General features: G+C 71.1%; 12 protein-coding genes. 6 read left to right on the top strand and 6 right to left on the bottom strand.

Annotated features, from left to right (window positions below; all coding sequences use genetic code 11):
• Positions 1–113: 113 nt before the first annotated feature.
• Positions 114–1,265, bottom strand: coding sequence for a Gfo/Idh/MocA family oxidoreductase (locus ACIQCZ_RS08145; protein WP_351085378.1), 1,152 nt, complete (start codon positions 1,263–1,265; stop codon positions 114–116).
• 138 nt (positions 1,266–1,403) lie between these two features.
• Between ACIQCZ_RS08145 and ACIQCZ_RS08140 the strand changes: the two genes are divergently transcribed.
• Together ACIQCZ_RS08140 and ACIQCZ_RS08135 are read left to right on the top strand one after the other, a co-directional pair.
• On the top strand, positions 1,404–2,510 hold the full coding sequence (locus ACIQCZ_RS08140; protein WP_402280645.1) for a LacI family DNA-binding transcriptional regulator: 1,107 nt from the start codon (positions 1,404–1,406) through the stop codon (positions 2,508–2,510).
• Positions 2,511–2,622: 112 nt separating this feature from the next.
• Positions 2,623–3,411 carry a sugar phosphate isomerase/epimerase family protein gene (locus ACIQCZ_RS08135; protein ID WP_402280643.1) on the top strand — a complete coding sequence of 263 codons (789 nt, stop codon included), beginning with the start codon at positions 2,623–2,625 and terminating at the stop codon, positions 3,409–3,411.
• 51 nt (positions 3,412–3,462) lie between these two features.
• Here the strand turns inward: ACIQCZ_RS08135 and ACIQCZ_RS08130 are convergent, their stop codons facing one another.
• Positions 3,463–4,440: an EamA family transporter gene (locus ACIQCZ_RS08130; protein ID WP_402280641.1), complete on the bottom strand. Its 978-nt coding sequence runs from the start codon at positions 4,438–4,440 to the stop codon at positions 3,463–3,465.
• 142 nt (positions 4,441–4,582) lie between these two features.
• On the opposite strand from ACIQCZ_RS08130, the gene ACIQCZ_RS08125 reads away from it, so the two are divergent.
• Both ACIQCZ_RS08125 and ACIQCZ_RS08120 read left to right on the top strand, forming a co-directional pair.
• The gene (locus ACIQCZ_RS08125; RefSeq protein ID WP_402280639.1) at positions 4,583–5,491 is read left to right on the top strand and encodes a LysR family transcriptional regulator; all 909 of its coding nucleotides are present in this window, start codon (positions 4,583–4,585) and stop codon (positions 5,489–5,491) included.
• 191 nt (positions 5,492–5,682) lie between these two features.
• Positions 5,683–7,548, top strand: a complete 1,866-nt coding sequence (locus tag ACIQCZ_RS08120; RefSeq protein WP_402280638.1) for a glycoside hydrolase family 3 protein — start codon at positions 5,683–5,685, stop codon at positions 7,546–7,548.
• 280 nt (positions 7,549–7,828) lie between these two features.
• Here the strand turns inward: ACIQCZ_RS08120 and ACIQCZ_RS08115 are convergent, their stop codons facing one another.
• Together ACIQCZ_RS08115 and ACIQCZ_RS08110 are read right to left on the bottom strand one after the other, a co-directional pair.
• On the bottom strand, positions 7,829–9,298 hold the full coding sequence (locus tag ACIQCZ_RS08115; RefSeq protein ID WP_402280636.1) for a S28 family serine protease: 1,470 nt from the start codon (positions 9,296–9,298) through the stop codon (positions 7,829–7,831).
• A gap of 159 nt (positions 9,299–9,457) precedes the next feature.
• Positions 9,458–9,826, bottom strand: a complete 369-nt coding sequence (locus ACIQCZ_RS08110) for a hypothetical protein (protein ID WP_402281255.1) — start codon at positions 9,824–9,826, stop codon at positions 9,458–9,460.
• A gap of 307 nt (positions 9,827–10,133) precedes the next feature.
• Here ACIQCZ_RS08110 and ACIQCZ_RS08105 point away from each other — a divergent pair, with 307 nt between their 5' ends.
• The gene (locus ACIQCZ_RS08105; RefSeq protein WP_402280634.1) at positions 10,134–10,631 is read left to right on the top strand and encodes a hypothetical protein; all 498 of its coding nucleotides are present in this window, start codon (positions 10,134–10,136) and stop codon (positions 10,629–10,631) included.
• Positions 10,632–10,654: 23 nt separating this feature from the next.
• Here the strand turns inward: ACIQCZ_RS08105 and ACIQCZ_RS08100 are convergent, their stop codons facing one another.
• Both ACIQCZ_RS08100 and ACIQCZ_RS08095 read right to left on the bottom strand, forming a co-directional pair.
• Complete coding sequence (locus ACIQCZ_RS08100) at positions 10,655–14,410, bottom strand: ABC transporter ATP-binding protein (protein ID WP_402280633.1); 3,756 nt, start codon at positions 14,408–14,410, stop codon at positions 10,655–10,657.
• 226 nt (positions 14,411–14,636) lie between these two features.
• Positions 14,637–15,599, bottom strand: coding sequence for a serine hydrolase (locus ACIQCZ_RS08095; RefSeq protein WP_402280631.1), 963 nt, complete (start codon positions 15,597–15,599; stop codon positions 14,637–14,639).
• A 217-nt stretch (positions 15,600–15,816) separates the two neighbouring features.
• Between ACIQCZ_RS08095 and ACIQCZ_RS08090 the strand changes: the two genes are divergently transcribed.
• The gene (locus tag ACIQCZ_RS08090) at positions 15,817–16,188 is read left to right on the top strand and encodes a hypothetical protein (protein ID WP_402280630.1); all 372 of its coding nucleotides are present in this window, start codon (positions 15,817–15,819) and stop codon (positions 16,186–16,188) included.
• The last annotated feature ends 15 nt before the right edge of the window (positions 16,189–16,203 follow it).

Genomic DNA, 16,203 nt, shown 5'->3' with positions numbered 1-16,203 from the left:
GGCTCCGATGTTCCGTACGCGGGGTGGATGGTCACAAGATCGCCTCCGACGTCCCGTGCGCGAGGTGGCCGGTCAACGGATCGGCTCCGTCGCCCGGCACGCCGGGCGGCTCGTCACAGTGTCAGCTCCGGCACGTCGAGGCGGCGGCCCTCGGCGGAGGACTTCAGGCCCAGTTCGGCGAGCTGCACGCCGCGGGCACCGGCCATCAGGTCCCAGGTGTACGGCTCGTCGAGGGCGATGTGGCGCAGGAAGAGCTCCCACTGGGCCTTGAAGCCGTTGTCGAAGACGGCGTTGTCGGGCATCTCCTGCCACTGGTCACGGAACGACTCGGTGACCGGGAGGTCCGGGTTCCAGACCGGCTTGGGGGTGGCCGAGCGGTGCTGGACGCGGCAGTTGCGGAGTCCGGCGACGGCGGAGCCGTGCGTTCCGTCGACCTGGAACTCGACGAGTTCATCGCGGTTGACGCGGACCGTCCAGGAGGAGTTGATCTGCGCGACGGCACCGCTCTCCAGCTGGAAGATGCCGTACGCGGCGTCGTCGGCGGTGGCGGCATACGGCTTGCCGCGCTCGTCCCAGCGCTGCGGGATGTGCGTCTGGACGTGCGCCTGGACGGTGGAGACCCGGCCGAACAGCTCGTGGAGCACGTACTCCCAGTGCGGGAACATGTCGACGACGATGCCGCCGCCGTCCTCGGCGCGGTAGTTCCAGGACGGGCGCTGGGCCTCCTGCCAGTCGCCCTCGAAGACCCAGTAGCCGAACTCGCCGCGCACGGAGAGGATCTCGCCGAAGAAGCCGCCGTCGATGAGGCGCTTCAGCTTCAGCAGGCCCGGCAGGAAGATCTTGTCCTGGACGACGCCGTGCTTGATCCCCGCGTCACGGGCCAGCCGGGCCAGCTCCAGGGCGCCCTCGACGTCCGTGGCGGTGGGCTTCTCGGTGTAGATGTGCTTCCCCGCGGCGATCGCCTTCTTGATCGCCTCGACGCGGGCCGAGGTGACCTGGGCGTCGAAGTAGATGTCGATGGTCTCGTCGGCGAGAACCGCGTCGAGGTCGGTCGACCACTCGGTCAGGCCGTGCTGCGCGGCGAGCTCCTCCAGCGCATGCGCGCGGCGGCCGACCAGGACGGGTTCGGGCCACAGCACGTCGCCGTCCCCGAGGTCGAGGCCGCCCTGCTCGCGGATGGCGAGGATCGAGCGCACCAGGTGCTGCCGGTATCCCATGCGACCCGTCACGCCGTTCATGGCAATGCGCACTGTCCTGCGTGTCACGAAAGTTCCTCCATACACCCGTAGCAAGCGCTTTCTATCGGAGATGACGCTAGCCTGCCGACAGCGGCCCGGACAAGAGGGGGCGCGCCGGCAACCTCTCTCACTCCTCTCACCCCCGGCACTCCTCGGAGGAAACCGATGACAGTCACCCTGGCTGATGTGGCGGCCCGCGCCCGGGTGTCCCCGGCCACCGTCTCCCGCGTGCTGAACGGCAACTACCCGGTGGCCGCGTCCACCCGGGAGCGGGTGCTGCGCGCGGTGGACGACCTGGACTACGTGCTCAACGGGCCCGCGAGTTCGCTGGCCGCGGCCACGTCCGACCTGGTCGGCATCCTGGTCAACGACATCGCCGACCCGTTCTTCGGGATCATGGCCGGGGCCGCGCAGACCGAGATCGGCGGGCCCGGGGACGGTTCCGGCCGAGCGGGCGGCGAGAAGCTCGCCGTCATCTGCAACACCGGCGGCTCCCCGGAGCGCGAGCTGACCTATCTCACTCTCCTCCAGCGCCAGCGCGCCGCCGCCGTCGTCCTGACCGGCGGCGCCGTGGAGGACCCGGAACACCGGGCGGCGGTCTCCGCCAAGCTGACGAAACTCGCGGACGCGGGCACCCGGGTGGTGCTGTGCGGGCGGCCCCCGCTGCCGGGCAGCGAGGCGGTCGTGGCCTCGCTCGCCTTCGACAACCGGGGCGGCGGGCGACGCCTCACCGAGCATCTGCTCTCGCTCGGCCACCGGCGGATCGGCTATGTCGCGGGCCCGTTGGAGCGGACGACGACCCGCCACCGCCTCGAGGGCCACCGTGCCGCGATGCGGGCGGCGGGGCTCTTCGGTGACGAAGGGGGTACGGAGGGGAGCCCGGCGCACGCGTACGACGAGGAGCGGCTCACCGTCCACGGCCCCTACGACCGCCGCTCCGGCTACGACGCGACCCTCGAACTGCTGCGCCGCGAACCCGGGGTGACGGCCGTCGTCGCCGCCAACGACACGGTGGCGCTGGGCGCCAGTGCGGCGATCCGGGACCGGGGCCTGCGCATCCCCGAGGACGTCTCGGTGGCGGGATTCGACGATCTGCCGTTCTCGGTGGACGCGGTCCCGGCGCTGACGACCGTACGGCTGCCGCTCTTCGAGGCGGGCGCACGGGCGGGGCGGCTGGCGATGGGCAAGGAGGCGCCGCCGCCGGGAGGCATCGCGACGATCGCGGCCGAGCTGATGGTGCGGGGGTCGACGGCGCCGCCGCGGGCGGTGTGAGGCTCCGCCCCGGGGCCGGGGTACCGGCGGGGCGGGCACCGGGGTCATGATGTGCCGGCCACCGTCCGGTCCGCGCGGGACGGTGACACGTACCGACGGAAGGAACACGCACATGAAGCTCGCCTTCTCGACCCTCGGAGTGCCGGGGATGCCGATGGCCGATGTCGTCCGGCTCGCCGCCGAGCACGGTTATCAGGGGGTGGAACTGCGCGCCCACCCCGAGGAACCGGTGCATCCGGGTCTCTCGGCACCGGAACGGGCCGACGTCGTCGAGGAGTTCAGGAAGGGCGGCGTCGAGATCCTGACCGTCGCCGGGTACGTCAGGGCCGCGGCCGAGGGGGACGACCGGCCCGTGCTGGACGAACTCGCCGGGCTGGTGGAGCTGGCCCACGACCTGGGTGCCCGGCACGTCCGGGTCTTCCCGGGCGGCGGCGACCAGGACCCCGCCGCGGCCGACGCGATCGCCGCCCGGCGGCTGGGCGCCGCCGCTCCGCACGCCGCCGACCGGGGCGTACGCATCCTGCTCGAAACCCATGACTCGCACCGGGCGGGCGCGGACGTGGCCCGGGTCGTCGAAACGGTCGGGCACCGGCAGGTCGGCGCGCTGTGGGACATCATGCACACCTGGCTGGCGGGCGAGGAACCGGCCGCCAGCCACGCCGTGCTGGCCCCGCACCTGGCCTACGTACAGGTGAAGGACATCGCGTCGGCCGAGGACACCGAACCGTTGGCGCTGGGCGCCGGGGTACTGCCCCTGCGGGACTGCCTGGACACGCTGGACCCGGACATCTGGGTCTGCTGGGAGTACGAGAAGCGGTGGCACCCGGGGGCGGCGGAACTGCCGGGGCTGCTCGGCGCGGGACGCGAGCACCTGCTGCGGCTGGGGGCACCCACGTCGTAGGCGGACGCGGGCACGGGCACCTCGCGGTCGCGGGCGCAGTCGCAGGCGTGTTCAGGCCCGCGCCCTCGGCCGCGGTTCCGGTTCCTGGTCCGGTCCCTGCTCCGGCTGCTGTGCCTGCTCCGATTCCGGTTCCGGCATCCGTTCCGGTGTCGCCGGTACCGCGCCGCCGGTCCGGCGCGCCCCCGCCAGCGACGTCAGAGCCACCCCGCCCACCAGCAGCGCCGCCGCGCACCACCGCAGCGGGCTCACCGACTCGCCCAGCAGCAGTGCGGCCGACGACATCCCGAAGACCGGGACGAGCAGCGTGAACGGGGCCACCGAGGACGCCGGGTGGTGGCGCAGCAGGAAGCCCCAGGCCCCGAAGCCGAAGACGGTGGTGATCCAGGCGACGTAGACGATGATTCCGACGCCGCTCCAGTCGAGCGCGGCCAGCGCGTCGGCGTCGCGGTCCCAGCCCTCGAAGAGGAGGGAGAGGCCGAGCAGCGGGAGCACGGGGACGGTCGAGACCCAGACCATGAAGTTGAGGGAGTCGGGCGGTGCGGCCCTGCGGGTCAGCACATTGGACACACCCCAGCAGGCCGCCGCCGCGATCACCAGGACGAAGGCGAGCACGGGCCCGCTCGTGCCCTCGTCGATCGCCGCCACGCCGATGCCCGCCAGCGCCACCGCCATCCCCGACATCCGTACTCTTCCCGGGCGTTCGCCCAGCGCGAGCGCCGCGAAGAGGGCCGTGAAGACGGCCTGCACCTGGAGCACCAGGGAGGACAGGCCGGCGGGCATGCCTCGGTCCATGCCGATGAAGAGCAGACCGAACTTCGCCACTCCGAGAACGAGCCCGACACCCACGATCCACTTCCAGGCGACCTTGGGCCGGCCGACGAAGAAGACCGCGGGCAGCGCGGCGACCAGGAAGCGCAGGGCGGAGAAGAGCAGCGGCGGGAAGTGCCCGAGGCCGATCTCTATGACGACGAAGTTGACACCCCAGACGGCGGCCACCAGGGCGGCCAGGGCGATGTGGAGGGGACGCATGCACCGAGGATCACCCGCGCGGACCATGTAGCACCAGCACGGACTCCTTCATGGTGGAATTGAGCGTTGCTAATGAATCGCAAGATCCCAACGGCCTCCCCCACTCCCTGTCGTGGGGAGGCCCCAAGTCCGGGAGGTTCCGGTGCTCGATCTGTCCCGGCTGCGCGCACTGCACGCCATCTCCGTCCATGGCTCCGTCGCGGGCGCGGCCGCCGCGCTCGGCTACACCCCGTCGGCGGTTTCGCAGCAGATCACCAAGCTGGAACGGGAGACCCGCACGACGCTTCTCGAACGCCGTGGACGCGGTGTCGCGCTGACCGAGGAGGCCCTCCATCTCGCCGCGACGGCCCAGCAGTTGCTGGCGATCATGGAGCGCGCGGAGACCACGCTGGAGGAGCGCAGGGGGCTGCCGACCGGGCGGCTGTCGATCGGCGCGTTCGCGTCCGCGGCGCGCGGACTGCTGCCCCGGGTGCTGGCCGGGCTGGACCGGGACCACCCCGCTCTGGACGTGCGGATGACCGAGGTCGATCCGCACCTCTCGGTCGACCTGGTGGCCAAGGGCGTGATCGATCTGGCGGTCGCGCACGACTGGGACATCGCCCCGCTGCCCGCGCCCGACGGCGTGGCGCAGGCGGTGATCGGTGACGACCTGTGCGATCTGCTGGTGCCCGAGGGTCATCGGCTCGCCGGGCGGGACGCGGTGCGGCGCGAGGAACTCGCGAGGGAGCGGTGGATCTGCCAGCCTCCGGGGACGGTCTGCCACGACTGGCTCGTACGGACGCTGCGTGCGGCGGGTTACGAGCCCGACATCCGGCACCAGGCGGAGGAGAACCACACCCAACTGGCCCTGCTCGCCGCCGGTCTCGGGGTCGCGATGATCCCCCGGCTGGGACGTGGGCCGCTGCCGACGGGAGTGGTGGCGGTGCCGCTCGCCCCCGTACCGGTGCGCCGGCTGTACGCGTTGTGGCGCACGGAGGCGGCCCGGCGGCCCGCGATCACGGCGGCCGTGTCGGCCCTCCAGTCGCACGGGGCAGCGGTGGGGCTGAGGTAGCGGGCCGGCCGGGGTCGTGGCGCCGCGCCCCCGATCGCCGGATCGGGACGGGATCGCCCGTGCCCTTCAAGCACTGGACAGGCTCAAAACGGTCCAGACCCTTGACCGGAAGTTATTTTCTGTATATCCGTGCTCCTTGGAAGTTTCTTTCACCTTCTCTCTCGTCCCCGAGTACGGCCGAAGGAGCTCACGTGCACCACCGCACCTCCAGACGCACCCTTCTCACCGCCACCGCCGCGACCGCCGCGGTCGCCGTCACCGGCGGCGTCATCGCCCCCGGCGCCGTCGCCGCCCAGAGGTCCGCGAGCAGCGGGCCCGGCGGCGGGCAGCACGACTCAGCCGCCACCACCAAGCGCCTCAAGGGGCTCATCTCCCGGATGACCCTGGAGGAGAAGGTCGGGCAGCTCTTCGTGATGCGGGTGTACGGGCACTCCGCCACCGAGCCCGATCAGGCCGACATCGACGCCAACCTGGCCGAGATCGGCGTCCGCACCGCCGCCGAGCTGATCGCCAAGTACCACGTCGGCGGAATCATCTACTTCGCCTGGGCGCACAACACCCGCGACCCGCACCAGATCGCCGACCTCTCCAACGGCATCCAGCGCGCCGGCCTCGCCGGCCCGACTCCGCTGCCGCTCCTCGTCTCCACCGACCAGGAGCACGGCATCGTCTGCCGCGTCGGCGAGCCCGCCACCTTGATGCCCGGCGCGATGGCGCTGGGCGCGGGCGGCTCGCGCTCCGACGCCCGCCGGGCCGGGCAGATCGCGGGCGCCGAGCTGGCGGCGATCGGCATCAACCAGAACTACGCCCCGGACGCCGACGTCAACGTCAACCCGGCCAACCCGGTCATCGGCGTACGGTCCTTCGGCTCCGACCCGCAGTCGGTCGCGGCGATGGTCGCCGCGCAGGTGAAGGGGTATCAGAGCAGCGGGATCGCCTCGACCGCCAAGCACTTCCCGGGCCACGGCGACACCAGCACCGACAGCCACACCGGCCTGCCCGTCATCCGCCACACCCGGGAGCAGTGGGCGGAGCTGGACGAGCCGCCGTTCCGGGCCGCGATCGCGGCGGGCATCGACTCGATCATGACCGCGCACATCGTGGTCCCGGCGCTGGATCCGGCCGAGGACCCGGCGACGCTCTCCCGTCCGATCCTCACCGGCATCCTGCGCGAGGAACTCGGCTACGACGGGGTCGTGGTGACCGACTCGCTCGGCATGGAGGGCGTGCGGACGAAGTACGGCGACGAGCGCGTGCCGGTCCTCGCCCTGCTTGCGGGCGTCGACCAGCTGCTCAACCCGCCGGACCTGGACGTCTCCTGGAACGCCGTCCTGGAGGCCGTGAAGAGCGGTGAGATCAGCGAGGCCAGGATCGAGGAATCGATCCTGCGCATCCTGCGCCTGAAGACGAAGCTCGGGCTGTTCGACGACCCGTTCGTCAGTCACAAGGGCGTGGACCACACCGTCGGGACACGGGCCCATCTGGCCGCCGCCGACCGGATCGCCGAGCGCACCACCACACTGCTCGCCAACGACGGTGCGGTGCTGCCGCTCTCGCGGCGGTCCCACAAGAACCTGCTCGTGGTCGGCGCCGACCCGGCCTCCCCGTCCGGCACCACCGGACCGCCGACCACCACCCTGGCCACCGCCTTCGGTGAACTGGGTTACGCGGCAACGGCGCTGTCCACCGGTACCGCCCCCACCAAGGCGAAGATCGACGAGGCGGTGGCGGCCGCACAGGGCAAGGACGCGGTGATCGTCGGGACGTACAACGTCACGGCGACCAGCTCGCAGCGCACCCTGGTGAGCGCCCTCGCGGCGACCGGCATCCCGGTGATCACCGTAGCGATCCGCAATCCGTACGACATCGCCCAGCTGGCCGGGACCGGGTTCGCGGCGAACCTGGCCACGTACTCCTGGACCGATGTCGAACTGCGGGCCGCCGCCCGCGTGATCGCGGGCCGCGCGGAGCCGGAGGGCACCCTGCCGGTGCCCGTGCAGCGCGCCGACGATCCGGCGCGGGTGTTGTACCCGGTCGGTCACGGGCTGACGTACTAGTGCCGTGACCGGCAAGGTTTGCCCCGTGAGGAGTGTCGTCCAGTGCGTGCGATCGCAAGGCGGCCGGAAGTCCTTTTAGCGGAGCCACCAGGACTTTTGGCCAACGCCGCGAGCGTGCGTGCTGGACGGCGCGACGGGGCAAAGCCTGCCGGGAGGGGCACCAGAACCCGGGAAGGGGCTGTGCGTGCGCACAGCCCCTTCCCTGTCTGCGAGGACGGCCTCACGTGGACCGCGTTCGCGAGGACGGCCTCACAAGGACGGTCTCACGAGGACCGATTGCTCAGGGGCGCAGTCCGCGCTCGTTCGTCACGTCCCGCTTGTCGAGCCGCGCGTCGAACTTCGCGAGCGGCTTCGCCTTCGCCGGGTCCTCCTGCACGGCGGCCGGCGCGACGCCCGCCCAGCGCAGAATGGCGGCGGTGGCCGTCGCCTTGTCATCCGCGTCGAGCCCTGCCACGTTGGAGCCGTGGTTGCCACCCGCCACGGTCATGACATAGCTGTCACGGGCGCCCGCGCCGAGCCGGAAGCGCTCCGCGCCCCACGGGTCGTTCTGCCCGTACACGTACAGCATGTGGTTGGCGTGGTGCTTCACCCAGGTGTCGACGTCACGCATCACCGACGGCTGGAACTTCATCGGGATGGAGCGCGGCACGTAGTTGCGCGGCGGCTGGTACCCGTACCGGCTCAGCTTGCCGAGCCACGGCTGCTTGATGTTCGGCGAACCGAGCTGGGTGCCCGCCTGGTAGTAGTACGGGGTGTACCTCTCCAGGCCCTGGTCGGTGTAGGCGGAGAATCCGGAGATCGAGTCGATCGAGTCCCAGATCGCCTGGTCGGGGGCGTTCTCGGCGTCGGCGGGGATGGTGTCGCAGTCGGACAGCAGGCTGTACTGCCAGTACGCCCAGACGTAGTCCATGACGACGGCCTCGTAGGCCCGGTCGAGCGAGCCGACGGTGTCGAAGGTGTAGCTGTTCGCGGCGGCGTACTCCTGGTACTTCTTCTCCAGCGGCCCGCGACGGACCAGCGCCTCGCGCTGCACCCCGTTCAGCCTGTCGCGGCACTCCTTGGTGCCGACGTTCTCGAAGAACCGGTCGTACGCCGAATCCTCCTTGTCGACGACGTCGTTGGGCGCGACGTACGCGACGACGCCGTCCATGTCATCGGGATAGAAGCGCTCGAAGTACGTGGCGGTCATGCCGCCCTTGGAGCCGCCGGTGGTCAGCCAGTTCTTGGTGTAGATCTGCTTCAGCGCGGTGAAGACGCGGTGCTGGTCGCTGGCGGCCTGCCAGATGTCGAGCTTGGACCAGTCGGCGGGCGCCGGGCGGGACGGGGTGAAGAAACGGTACTCCAGGGAAACCTGGTTGCCGTCGACGATCCGGGTCGGCTCGGAGCGGCTGGGGTTGGTGGAGACGTTGTAGCCACTGGTGTAGAAGACCGTCGGGCGGGACGTGTCCTTGTGCAGCAGGGTGATGCGCTGCTGGAAGGTGCCCTTGGACGGGTGCCGGTGGTCGATCGGCTGAGTGTAGTTGAGGACGAAGTAGCGGTAGCCCGCGTACGGCTTCTCCTCGATGAGACTCATTCCCGGGATGGCCAGGATGCGGTCCTTGATGTCCGTGCTCGTGCCGTCGTCGCCGACGGCCGTGCTCCGGAACGCGGTCGGTTCCGCGGCGGTGGCCGCCCCGGCCGAGGCACCCGTCGCACTCACCGTGCCGATGAGCACCGCGAGCGACAGGAACCCTCTGAGCGCCTTGCGCATGCACCCTCCCCATGATTCACAACATTCGTCGTGAACCTAGCGGGGCAACACCGGCACCGCCAGCCCCTGTTGCAGGGGAAAGATGCCAGGGCAGAACCATGGACCCGGGCCGTCGGCTCTCGGCGACCACCCCGGCCGCCGCCGTCGGCCCGCCCTCCGTCAGCAGAGAATCCAGCCCGTGGAACCGGACTTCCCCTCGATCGTGGCCGAGGCCCGGACGCACCGGTTCAGCGCGTGGACCGTCACCGGTCCGGCCTGCTTGGTGTACTTGCCGCTGTCGACGACGGGGCTGCCGCCGCGCGGCTGGATCATCACGGCCATCCTGCGGCGCGGGCCCGGCTTCTTGGCGACCGCGACGGCGCAGGCGTAGGAGCGGCTCTTGTAGACGCGCAGCTCACCGGTCTTGAACGGGACCGCCTTCGCGAGGCGCCCGGGGCAGACGGCCGCGGCGTGGGCGCTGCTCGCAGCGGTGCCGGTGAGCAGCAGACCGGCGGTCACCAGCGGCAGGACGAACAGGTGCGCGAGCATCCGGCGTCCGATGCCGATGCCTCTTCCGCCCCGGCCGGCCGTTCCGACCGCGTCGGACGCATCGGCCGCATCAGCCGCTCCGGTCTCCCCGGCCCCTCCGGCCCCTCCGGCCCTTCCGGTCCTTCTGATCACCAGCAGCCCCATCAGCTAATCGAACATTTGCGCCCTTGTTCGGTACATACGCACACATGCGTACGACGCAGGAGGCCATCCGAAGGTTGCACCCGGCGTGCTCCGCCTCCCGGGCAGCCGCATCGCCCCAGCATGGCTCCAACCAGGCAGAGCCACAGGAAAGGCAGGAACCGCCATGCTCCGACTCCGCCATGCACAGGGCCCCCTCGGCCGACGCGCCGTCGCAAGGACGCTGCTCGCCACCGCACTCCTCTCCGTCGTCGCCGTGGTCCCGGCCGCCGCGTCGGCCCCGCGGGCGCCGATGGCCGCGGCGCCGGTGCGCAGCGACGCCGGCACCCCGGCCTACCAACAGGTGGCCCACTTCTACGGTGCCTACATCGATGCCGTCAGGGCGGAGGGCGGCGGCAAGCTCGCCGCCGCCCTGAGGTCGTTCTACCTGACGTCCCACCTGCGCACCCAGCTGAACACCTGGGAGAGACGCAACCACGCGGACGCGGTGCTCCGCGCCCAGAACACCCCGCTCGACTTCCGGGTCACTCCGGGCGAGAGCGGGGCGGGCCACACCTGGTCGAAGGTGCGGCTCACCTGGAGCAACGGCAAGCACCCCGCACACACGTATCTGACCGTGCGGTCGGACCTGCGGACCGGAAGGATCTCCGGCATCGGCAGGTGAACGGGGGTGGACGGACCCGCCGTTCACACCCCGGCGGGCTCGTCCTCCCCGATGAAGGTGCGCCACAGCACGGCGTAGTGCCCGTCGCGGGCGAGGAGTTCGTCGTGCGTGCCGTCCTCGACGACCCGGCCGTGGTCCATCACCACGACCCGGTCGGCGCGGGCCGCCGTGGTCAGCCGGTGGGCGACGACCAGGGTGGTGCGCCGGCCGGTGAGCCGGTCGGTCGCCTGGTTGACCAGGGCCTCGCTGGCCAGGTCCAGGGAGGCGGTCGCCTCGTCGAGCAGCAGGACGTCCGGGTCGACGAGTTCGGCGCGGGCCAGCGCGATCAGCTGACGCTGACCGGCCGAGAGGTTGCGGCCCCGCTCGGCGACCTCGTGCAGATACCCGCCGTCCAGCGTGGCGATCATGTCGTGGGCGCCCACCGCCCGCGCCGCCGCCTCCACCTGCGCGTCGGTGGCCTCGGGCCGCCCGTAGGCGATGGCGTCGCGGACCGTACCGGCGAAGAGGTACGCCTCCTGCGGCACGACTCCGAGCCGGTGCCGGTACGCGGTGAGGTCGAGCCGGCGCAGATCGGTGCCGTCCGCCGTGACCCGGCCGCCCGTCGGGTCGTAGAACCGGGCGACGAGTTTGACGAGGGTGGACTTCCCGGCGCCCGTCTCGCCGACGAACGCGACCGTCTGGCCGGCCGGTATCCGCAGGTCGACCCCGATCAGGGCCTCTTCGGCGTCGTCCCCCGAGCCGTAGGCGAAGGACACGTCCTCGAAGGCGATCTCGCCGCGCAGCGACAGCACGTCCAGCGGTTCGTCCGCCTCGTCGGTGGAGGTCGGCTCGCGCAGCAGTTCCTGGATGCGGCCGAGGGAGACGGTGGCCTGCTGGTAGCCGTCGAAGACCTGGGAGAGCTGCTGCACCGGGGCGAAGAACAGATCGATGTAGAGGAGGTACGCGACCAGCGCACCGGTGGTGAGCGTGCCGTTGTCGACCCGGCCCGCGCCGACGATCAGGACGGCGGCCGAGGCCACCGCCGACAGCAGCTGCACGAACGGGAAGTAGACCGATATCAGCCACTGGCCGCGGACCCTGGCCCGGCGGTAGTGGTCGCTGCGCTCCGCGAACCGGTCCGCGCCGTCGCGCTCGCGGCGGAACGCCTGCACGATCCGCAGTCCGGAGACGGACTCCTGGAGGTCGGCGTTGACGACACTGATGCGTTCGCGGGCCAGCTCGTAGGCCTTGACGCTCTTGCGGCGGAAGAAGAACGTACCGACGATCAGCGCGGGCAGCGTGGCGAAGACGACGAGGGCCAGCGACACGTCGAGGACCAGCAGGGCGACCATGATGCCGAAGAAGGTGACGACGGAGACGAAGGCCGTGACCAGACCGGTCTGCAGGAACGTCGACAGCGCGTCCACGTCCGTCGTCATCCGGGTCATGATGCGGCCGGTCAGCTCGCGCTCGTAGTAGTCCAGGCCGAGCCGCTGGAGCTGTGCGAAGATCTTCAGCCGCAGGGAGTACAGCACCCGCTCGCCGGTGCGGCCCGTCATCCGGGTCTCGCCGATCTGGGCCGCCCACTGCGCGAGCACGACCACCAGGGCCAGCGCGGAGGCCGCCCAGACGGCACCGAGGGCGAGCCGGGAGACACCCTGGTCGATGCCGTGCCGGATCAGTACGGGCAGCAGGAGTCCGGCGCCCGCGTCCACCGCCACCAGTACCAGGCTCACCAGGAGCGGCAGCCCGAAGCCCCGCAGCAGCCTGCGCAGTCCGTAGGACTCCTCGGGCCGGACGGCCCTCGCCTCGTCGATGTCGGGGGTGTCGGTGGCCGGTGGCAGGGCCTCGACCTGGGCGAGCAGCTCGGGTGTCGCGGGCATGCCGGCCGCCCCGACGTCGCGGGGCTCGTCCTTGCGGACCCACAGGTGGGGGCTGATGCCGCGCTCGGCGTCGAACGTGGCGTCCAGCTCCTCCTGGAGCGCGCGGTCGTCCTCGGGGGTGGTGTCGACGGCGGAGGTCAGCGGGTGGTGTCCGGGCGAGGTGCCGCCGAGCTCGTCCGGGTCGGTGAGCAGCTGCCGGTAGAGCGCGCAGCGGCGCTCCAGCTCCTCGTGCGTACCGATGTCGGCGAGCCTGCCGTGGTCCAGCACGGCGATCCGGTCGGCGAGGCCGAGGGTGGAGCGGCGGTGTGCGATCAGGAGGGTCGTCCGCCCGGCCATCACCTGGCGCAGCGCCTCGTGGATCTCGTGCTCGACGCGGGCGTCGACGGCGGAGGTGGCGTCGTCGAGGAGGAGCAGCCGGGGGTCGGTGAGGATGGCGCGGGCGAGCGCGACGCGCTGGCGCTGGCCGCCGGAGAGGGTGAGTCCGTGCTCGCCGACCTTGGTGTCGTAGCCCTCGGGCAGGTCCGCGATGAATTGGTCGGCCTGGGCGGCGCGGGCCGCCTGCTCGATCTGTTCCTGTGTGGCGTCCGGGAATCCGTAGGCGATGTTGGCGCGGACGGTGTCGGAGAACAGGAAGCTGTCCTCCGGCACGAGGCCGATGGCGGCGCGCAGGGACCGCTGGGTCAGTTCGCGGACGTCGTGGCCGCCGACCAGGACGGCGCCGTGCGTCACGTCGTAGAAGCGGGGCAGCAGCAGCGAGACGGTGGACTTGCCGCTGCCGGACGCGCCGACGACGGCGACCGTCTCACCGGGCTCGATGGTCAGCGAGAACCCGTCGAGGACGGGGCGGTCGTCCGCGTAGCCGAACCGTACGTCGTCGAACTCGACGCTCGCGGGGGCGTCGGCCGGGAGTTCCTTGGTGCCGTCCTTGATGGCCGGCTCGGTGTCGATCAGTTCCAGTACGCGTTCGACACCGGCGCGGGCCTGCTGTCCGACGGTGAGGACCATGGCGAGCATCCGGACCGGACCGACGAGCTGGGCGAGGTAGGTGGAGAAAGCGACGAACGTGCCGAGGGTGATCTCTCCCCGGGTGGCGAGCCAGCCGCCGAGGGCCAGCATCGCGACCTGGCCGAGCGCGGGGACGGCCTGGAGCGCCGGGGTGTACCGGGAGTTCAGCCGGATCGTCCGCAGCCGTCCGGCGAACAGCTTGCGGCCGACCTCGCGCAGTTTGCCGGCCTCCTGGTCCTCCTGTCCGAAGCCCTTGACGACCCGGACCCCGGAGACGGCCCCGTCGACGACTCCGGCGACGGCGGCGGCCTGCCCCTGGGCGTACCACGTGGCGGGGAAGAGGCGGGCGCGGGAACGGCGGGCGATGTACCAGAGGGCGGGGGCGACGGCGATCGCGACCAGGGTGAGCAGGGGCGAGAGCCACGCCATGATCACCAGGGAGATGAGGAAGAGCAGTACGTTCCCGATGGTCATCGGGAGCATGAACAGAAGTCCCTGGATCAGCTGGAGGTCGCTGGTGGCGCGCCCGACGACCTGTCCGGTGGACAGCTCGTCCTGCCGCTTGCCGTCGAGGCGGGTGAGCGTCCCGTACATCTCGGTACGGAGGTCGTGCTGTACGTCGAGGGCGAGCCGGCCGCCGTAGTAGCGGCGGATGTACGTGGATATGTACACCAGCACGGCCGCGACCACGAGGAGCCCGGTCCAGACGGCGAGGGAACGCGTGTGGTCGACGACGACATCGTCGATGATCACCTTGGTGATCAGCGGGACGAGCGCCATCACCGCCATGCCGGCGAGCGACGAGCCGAGCGCCAGCAGCACATTGCGCCGGTAGCGCCAGGCGTAGCCGATCAGCCGCCGAGCCCAGCCCGAGGCCTGCGCCGTGCCCTCCGCGTGCCCTGCGTCCGTCACCGGTACCTCCCCGTTCGACCTGCTCTACCGGAAGGCACCAACGCGGTGGGCAGCGGATTTCATCCCGCTGTTACAAAAAACGGGCCCAAAGGGCTGTAGGCCGGTGCGACGTCTTGCCTACGACCTGCATACGACCGGCCGCTCAGGGCCTGTCACCCGCCAGGCTCTCGGGCGGTGGGCGGCCGGTCGGTGCCGGAGGCCGGCCGATCCGGCCTCCGGCACGCGGCTACGACTGCGGTGTCGCGGTGAGCATCCGTACGGCCGGTGCCTCCGGGACCGCGGGCACCGCCTCCTGCGGCGCGGCGGGCGGGGCGACGGTGGACTGGGTGGCGACGGCGGGGTTGAGGTCCTTGTGCACGGCGCGGGCGACGGCCTGGATGGTGTTGATGCCGTCGTTCATCGTCTTGTTGTCCTGGGTGAGCACGGTGATCGCGTAGTCGTGCCCCTTGCCCGTGAAGGCGCCGATGCTGTGGACCCGCCAGCCGTGGGTGGCGCGCGGCAGCCAGCCGTTCTTGACCTGGACGGTCACGCCGGACGGCGCACCGGCGGGCGTGCCCCAGCGCTGCGAGGAGACGACCTTGCGCATCAGGCCCAGCTCGTAGGAGCGCGCGTTGTCGCTCAGCACGGAGTTCTTCGCGGTCAGCAGGGTCAGCAGCCGCTGCTCGTCCTGGGCGGTGATCTGGGTCAGCCCCCAGTAGCCACCGGAGCCGGGCACGGTGTGCGTCATTCCGGCGGCCTTCAGGAACGCCTTGATCTTGGTCACCCCGAGCTGCTTCCACAGGCTGGTGGTCGCGTCGTTGTCGGACTTGGTGATCATGGCGGTGGTGAGGTTTATCTCGCGCTGGGTGAGATAGCGGTTGTGCTTCTTGTTGTCCCAGAGCAGCGCCGCCAGCACGGTCGCCTTCACGACACTGGCGGAGTCGTACTTCGTCGTCGCCCGCAGGGAGCAGTTCGTCTTGGTGGTGCGGTCGTAGAGCGCCACGGCCGTCGTCGACGTCCTCCCCTTGAGCGCGGCGGTGATGTCCTTCGTCAGCTTGGCTGCCAGCCCCGCCTTGCCGGACGTGCAGCTCACCGTCGGTGTCGCGGCGGCGGCGGGCGCGGCGCCGAGCGCCACGGGTACGAGCACGCCCGCGGCGAGCGCGACGGACAGCGCGCCACGCGCACGGCGGGTTATGTGGGATCCAGTCATGAGGCTTCCGTCCCCTGAGTCATCTGTACGGGCGCGCCCCCGGCACGCCCGTACAGATGACTCCCGGCGGACGGGAAAGTTGTACGAAACACGGTCCAATTGGCCAGGACTTGACGCTCGGGGCCCGATGCCTCCGCCCGGAAGTTCGCCGTGTCCGGGACCGGGGTAGTCAGTGATCGCATTCGTCGCCCGGTCTCATGAGGAGGTTCACGAAGTCATGTCCGAAGCCCAGCCGAGCACCGCCTACCGCTGCGGTCAGCTGTACGCGACCCTGCACGTCCTGTGTTCCGTCGGTACCGGCGACCGGGCGCTGGACAAGCAGGAGGCCCGGGACAAAGTGCTGAAGCGGCCGGAGGAGCACCTCGGACCCCCGCTGGGCAAGGCAGCCCAGTACGTGATGGCGGCCCGGCGGAAGGGGTCGGACCGCGCAAAGGCGGCCGACGAACTGTTCCGCGCCATAGTGGACTTCATACCGGCCAACGGCAAACTCCCCGCCGCTCTCGGGGAGGGAGAGAAGGGGGAGTTCACCAAGGGCTTCCATCAGCAGATGGCCGAGTACGCGACCACGCACGGCCGTCTGATGACATGACGGACGAGGTCCGGC

The sequence above is a fragment of the Streptomyces sp. NPDC093149 genome (genome assembly GCF_044754145.1).
GTDB lineage: Bacteria > Actinomycetota > Actinomycetes > Streptomycetales > Streptomycetaceae > Streptomyces.
Note: the sequence above shows the minus strand (reverse complement) of the source record. Positions and strands in the feature narration are given on the sequence as shown.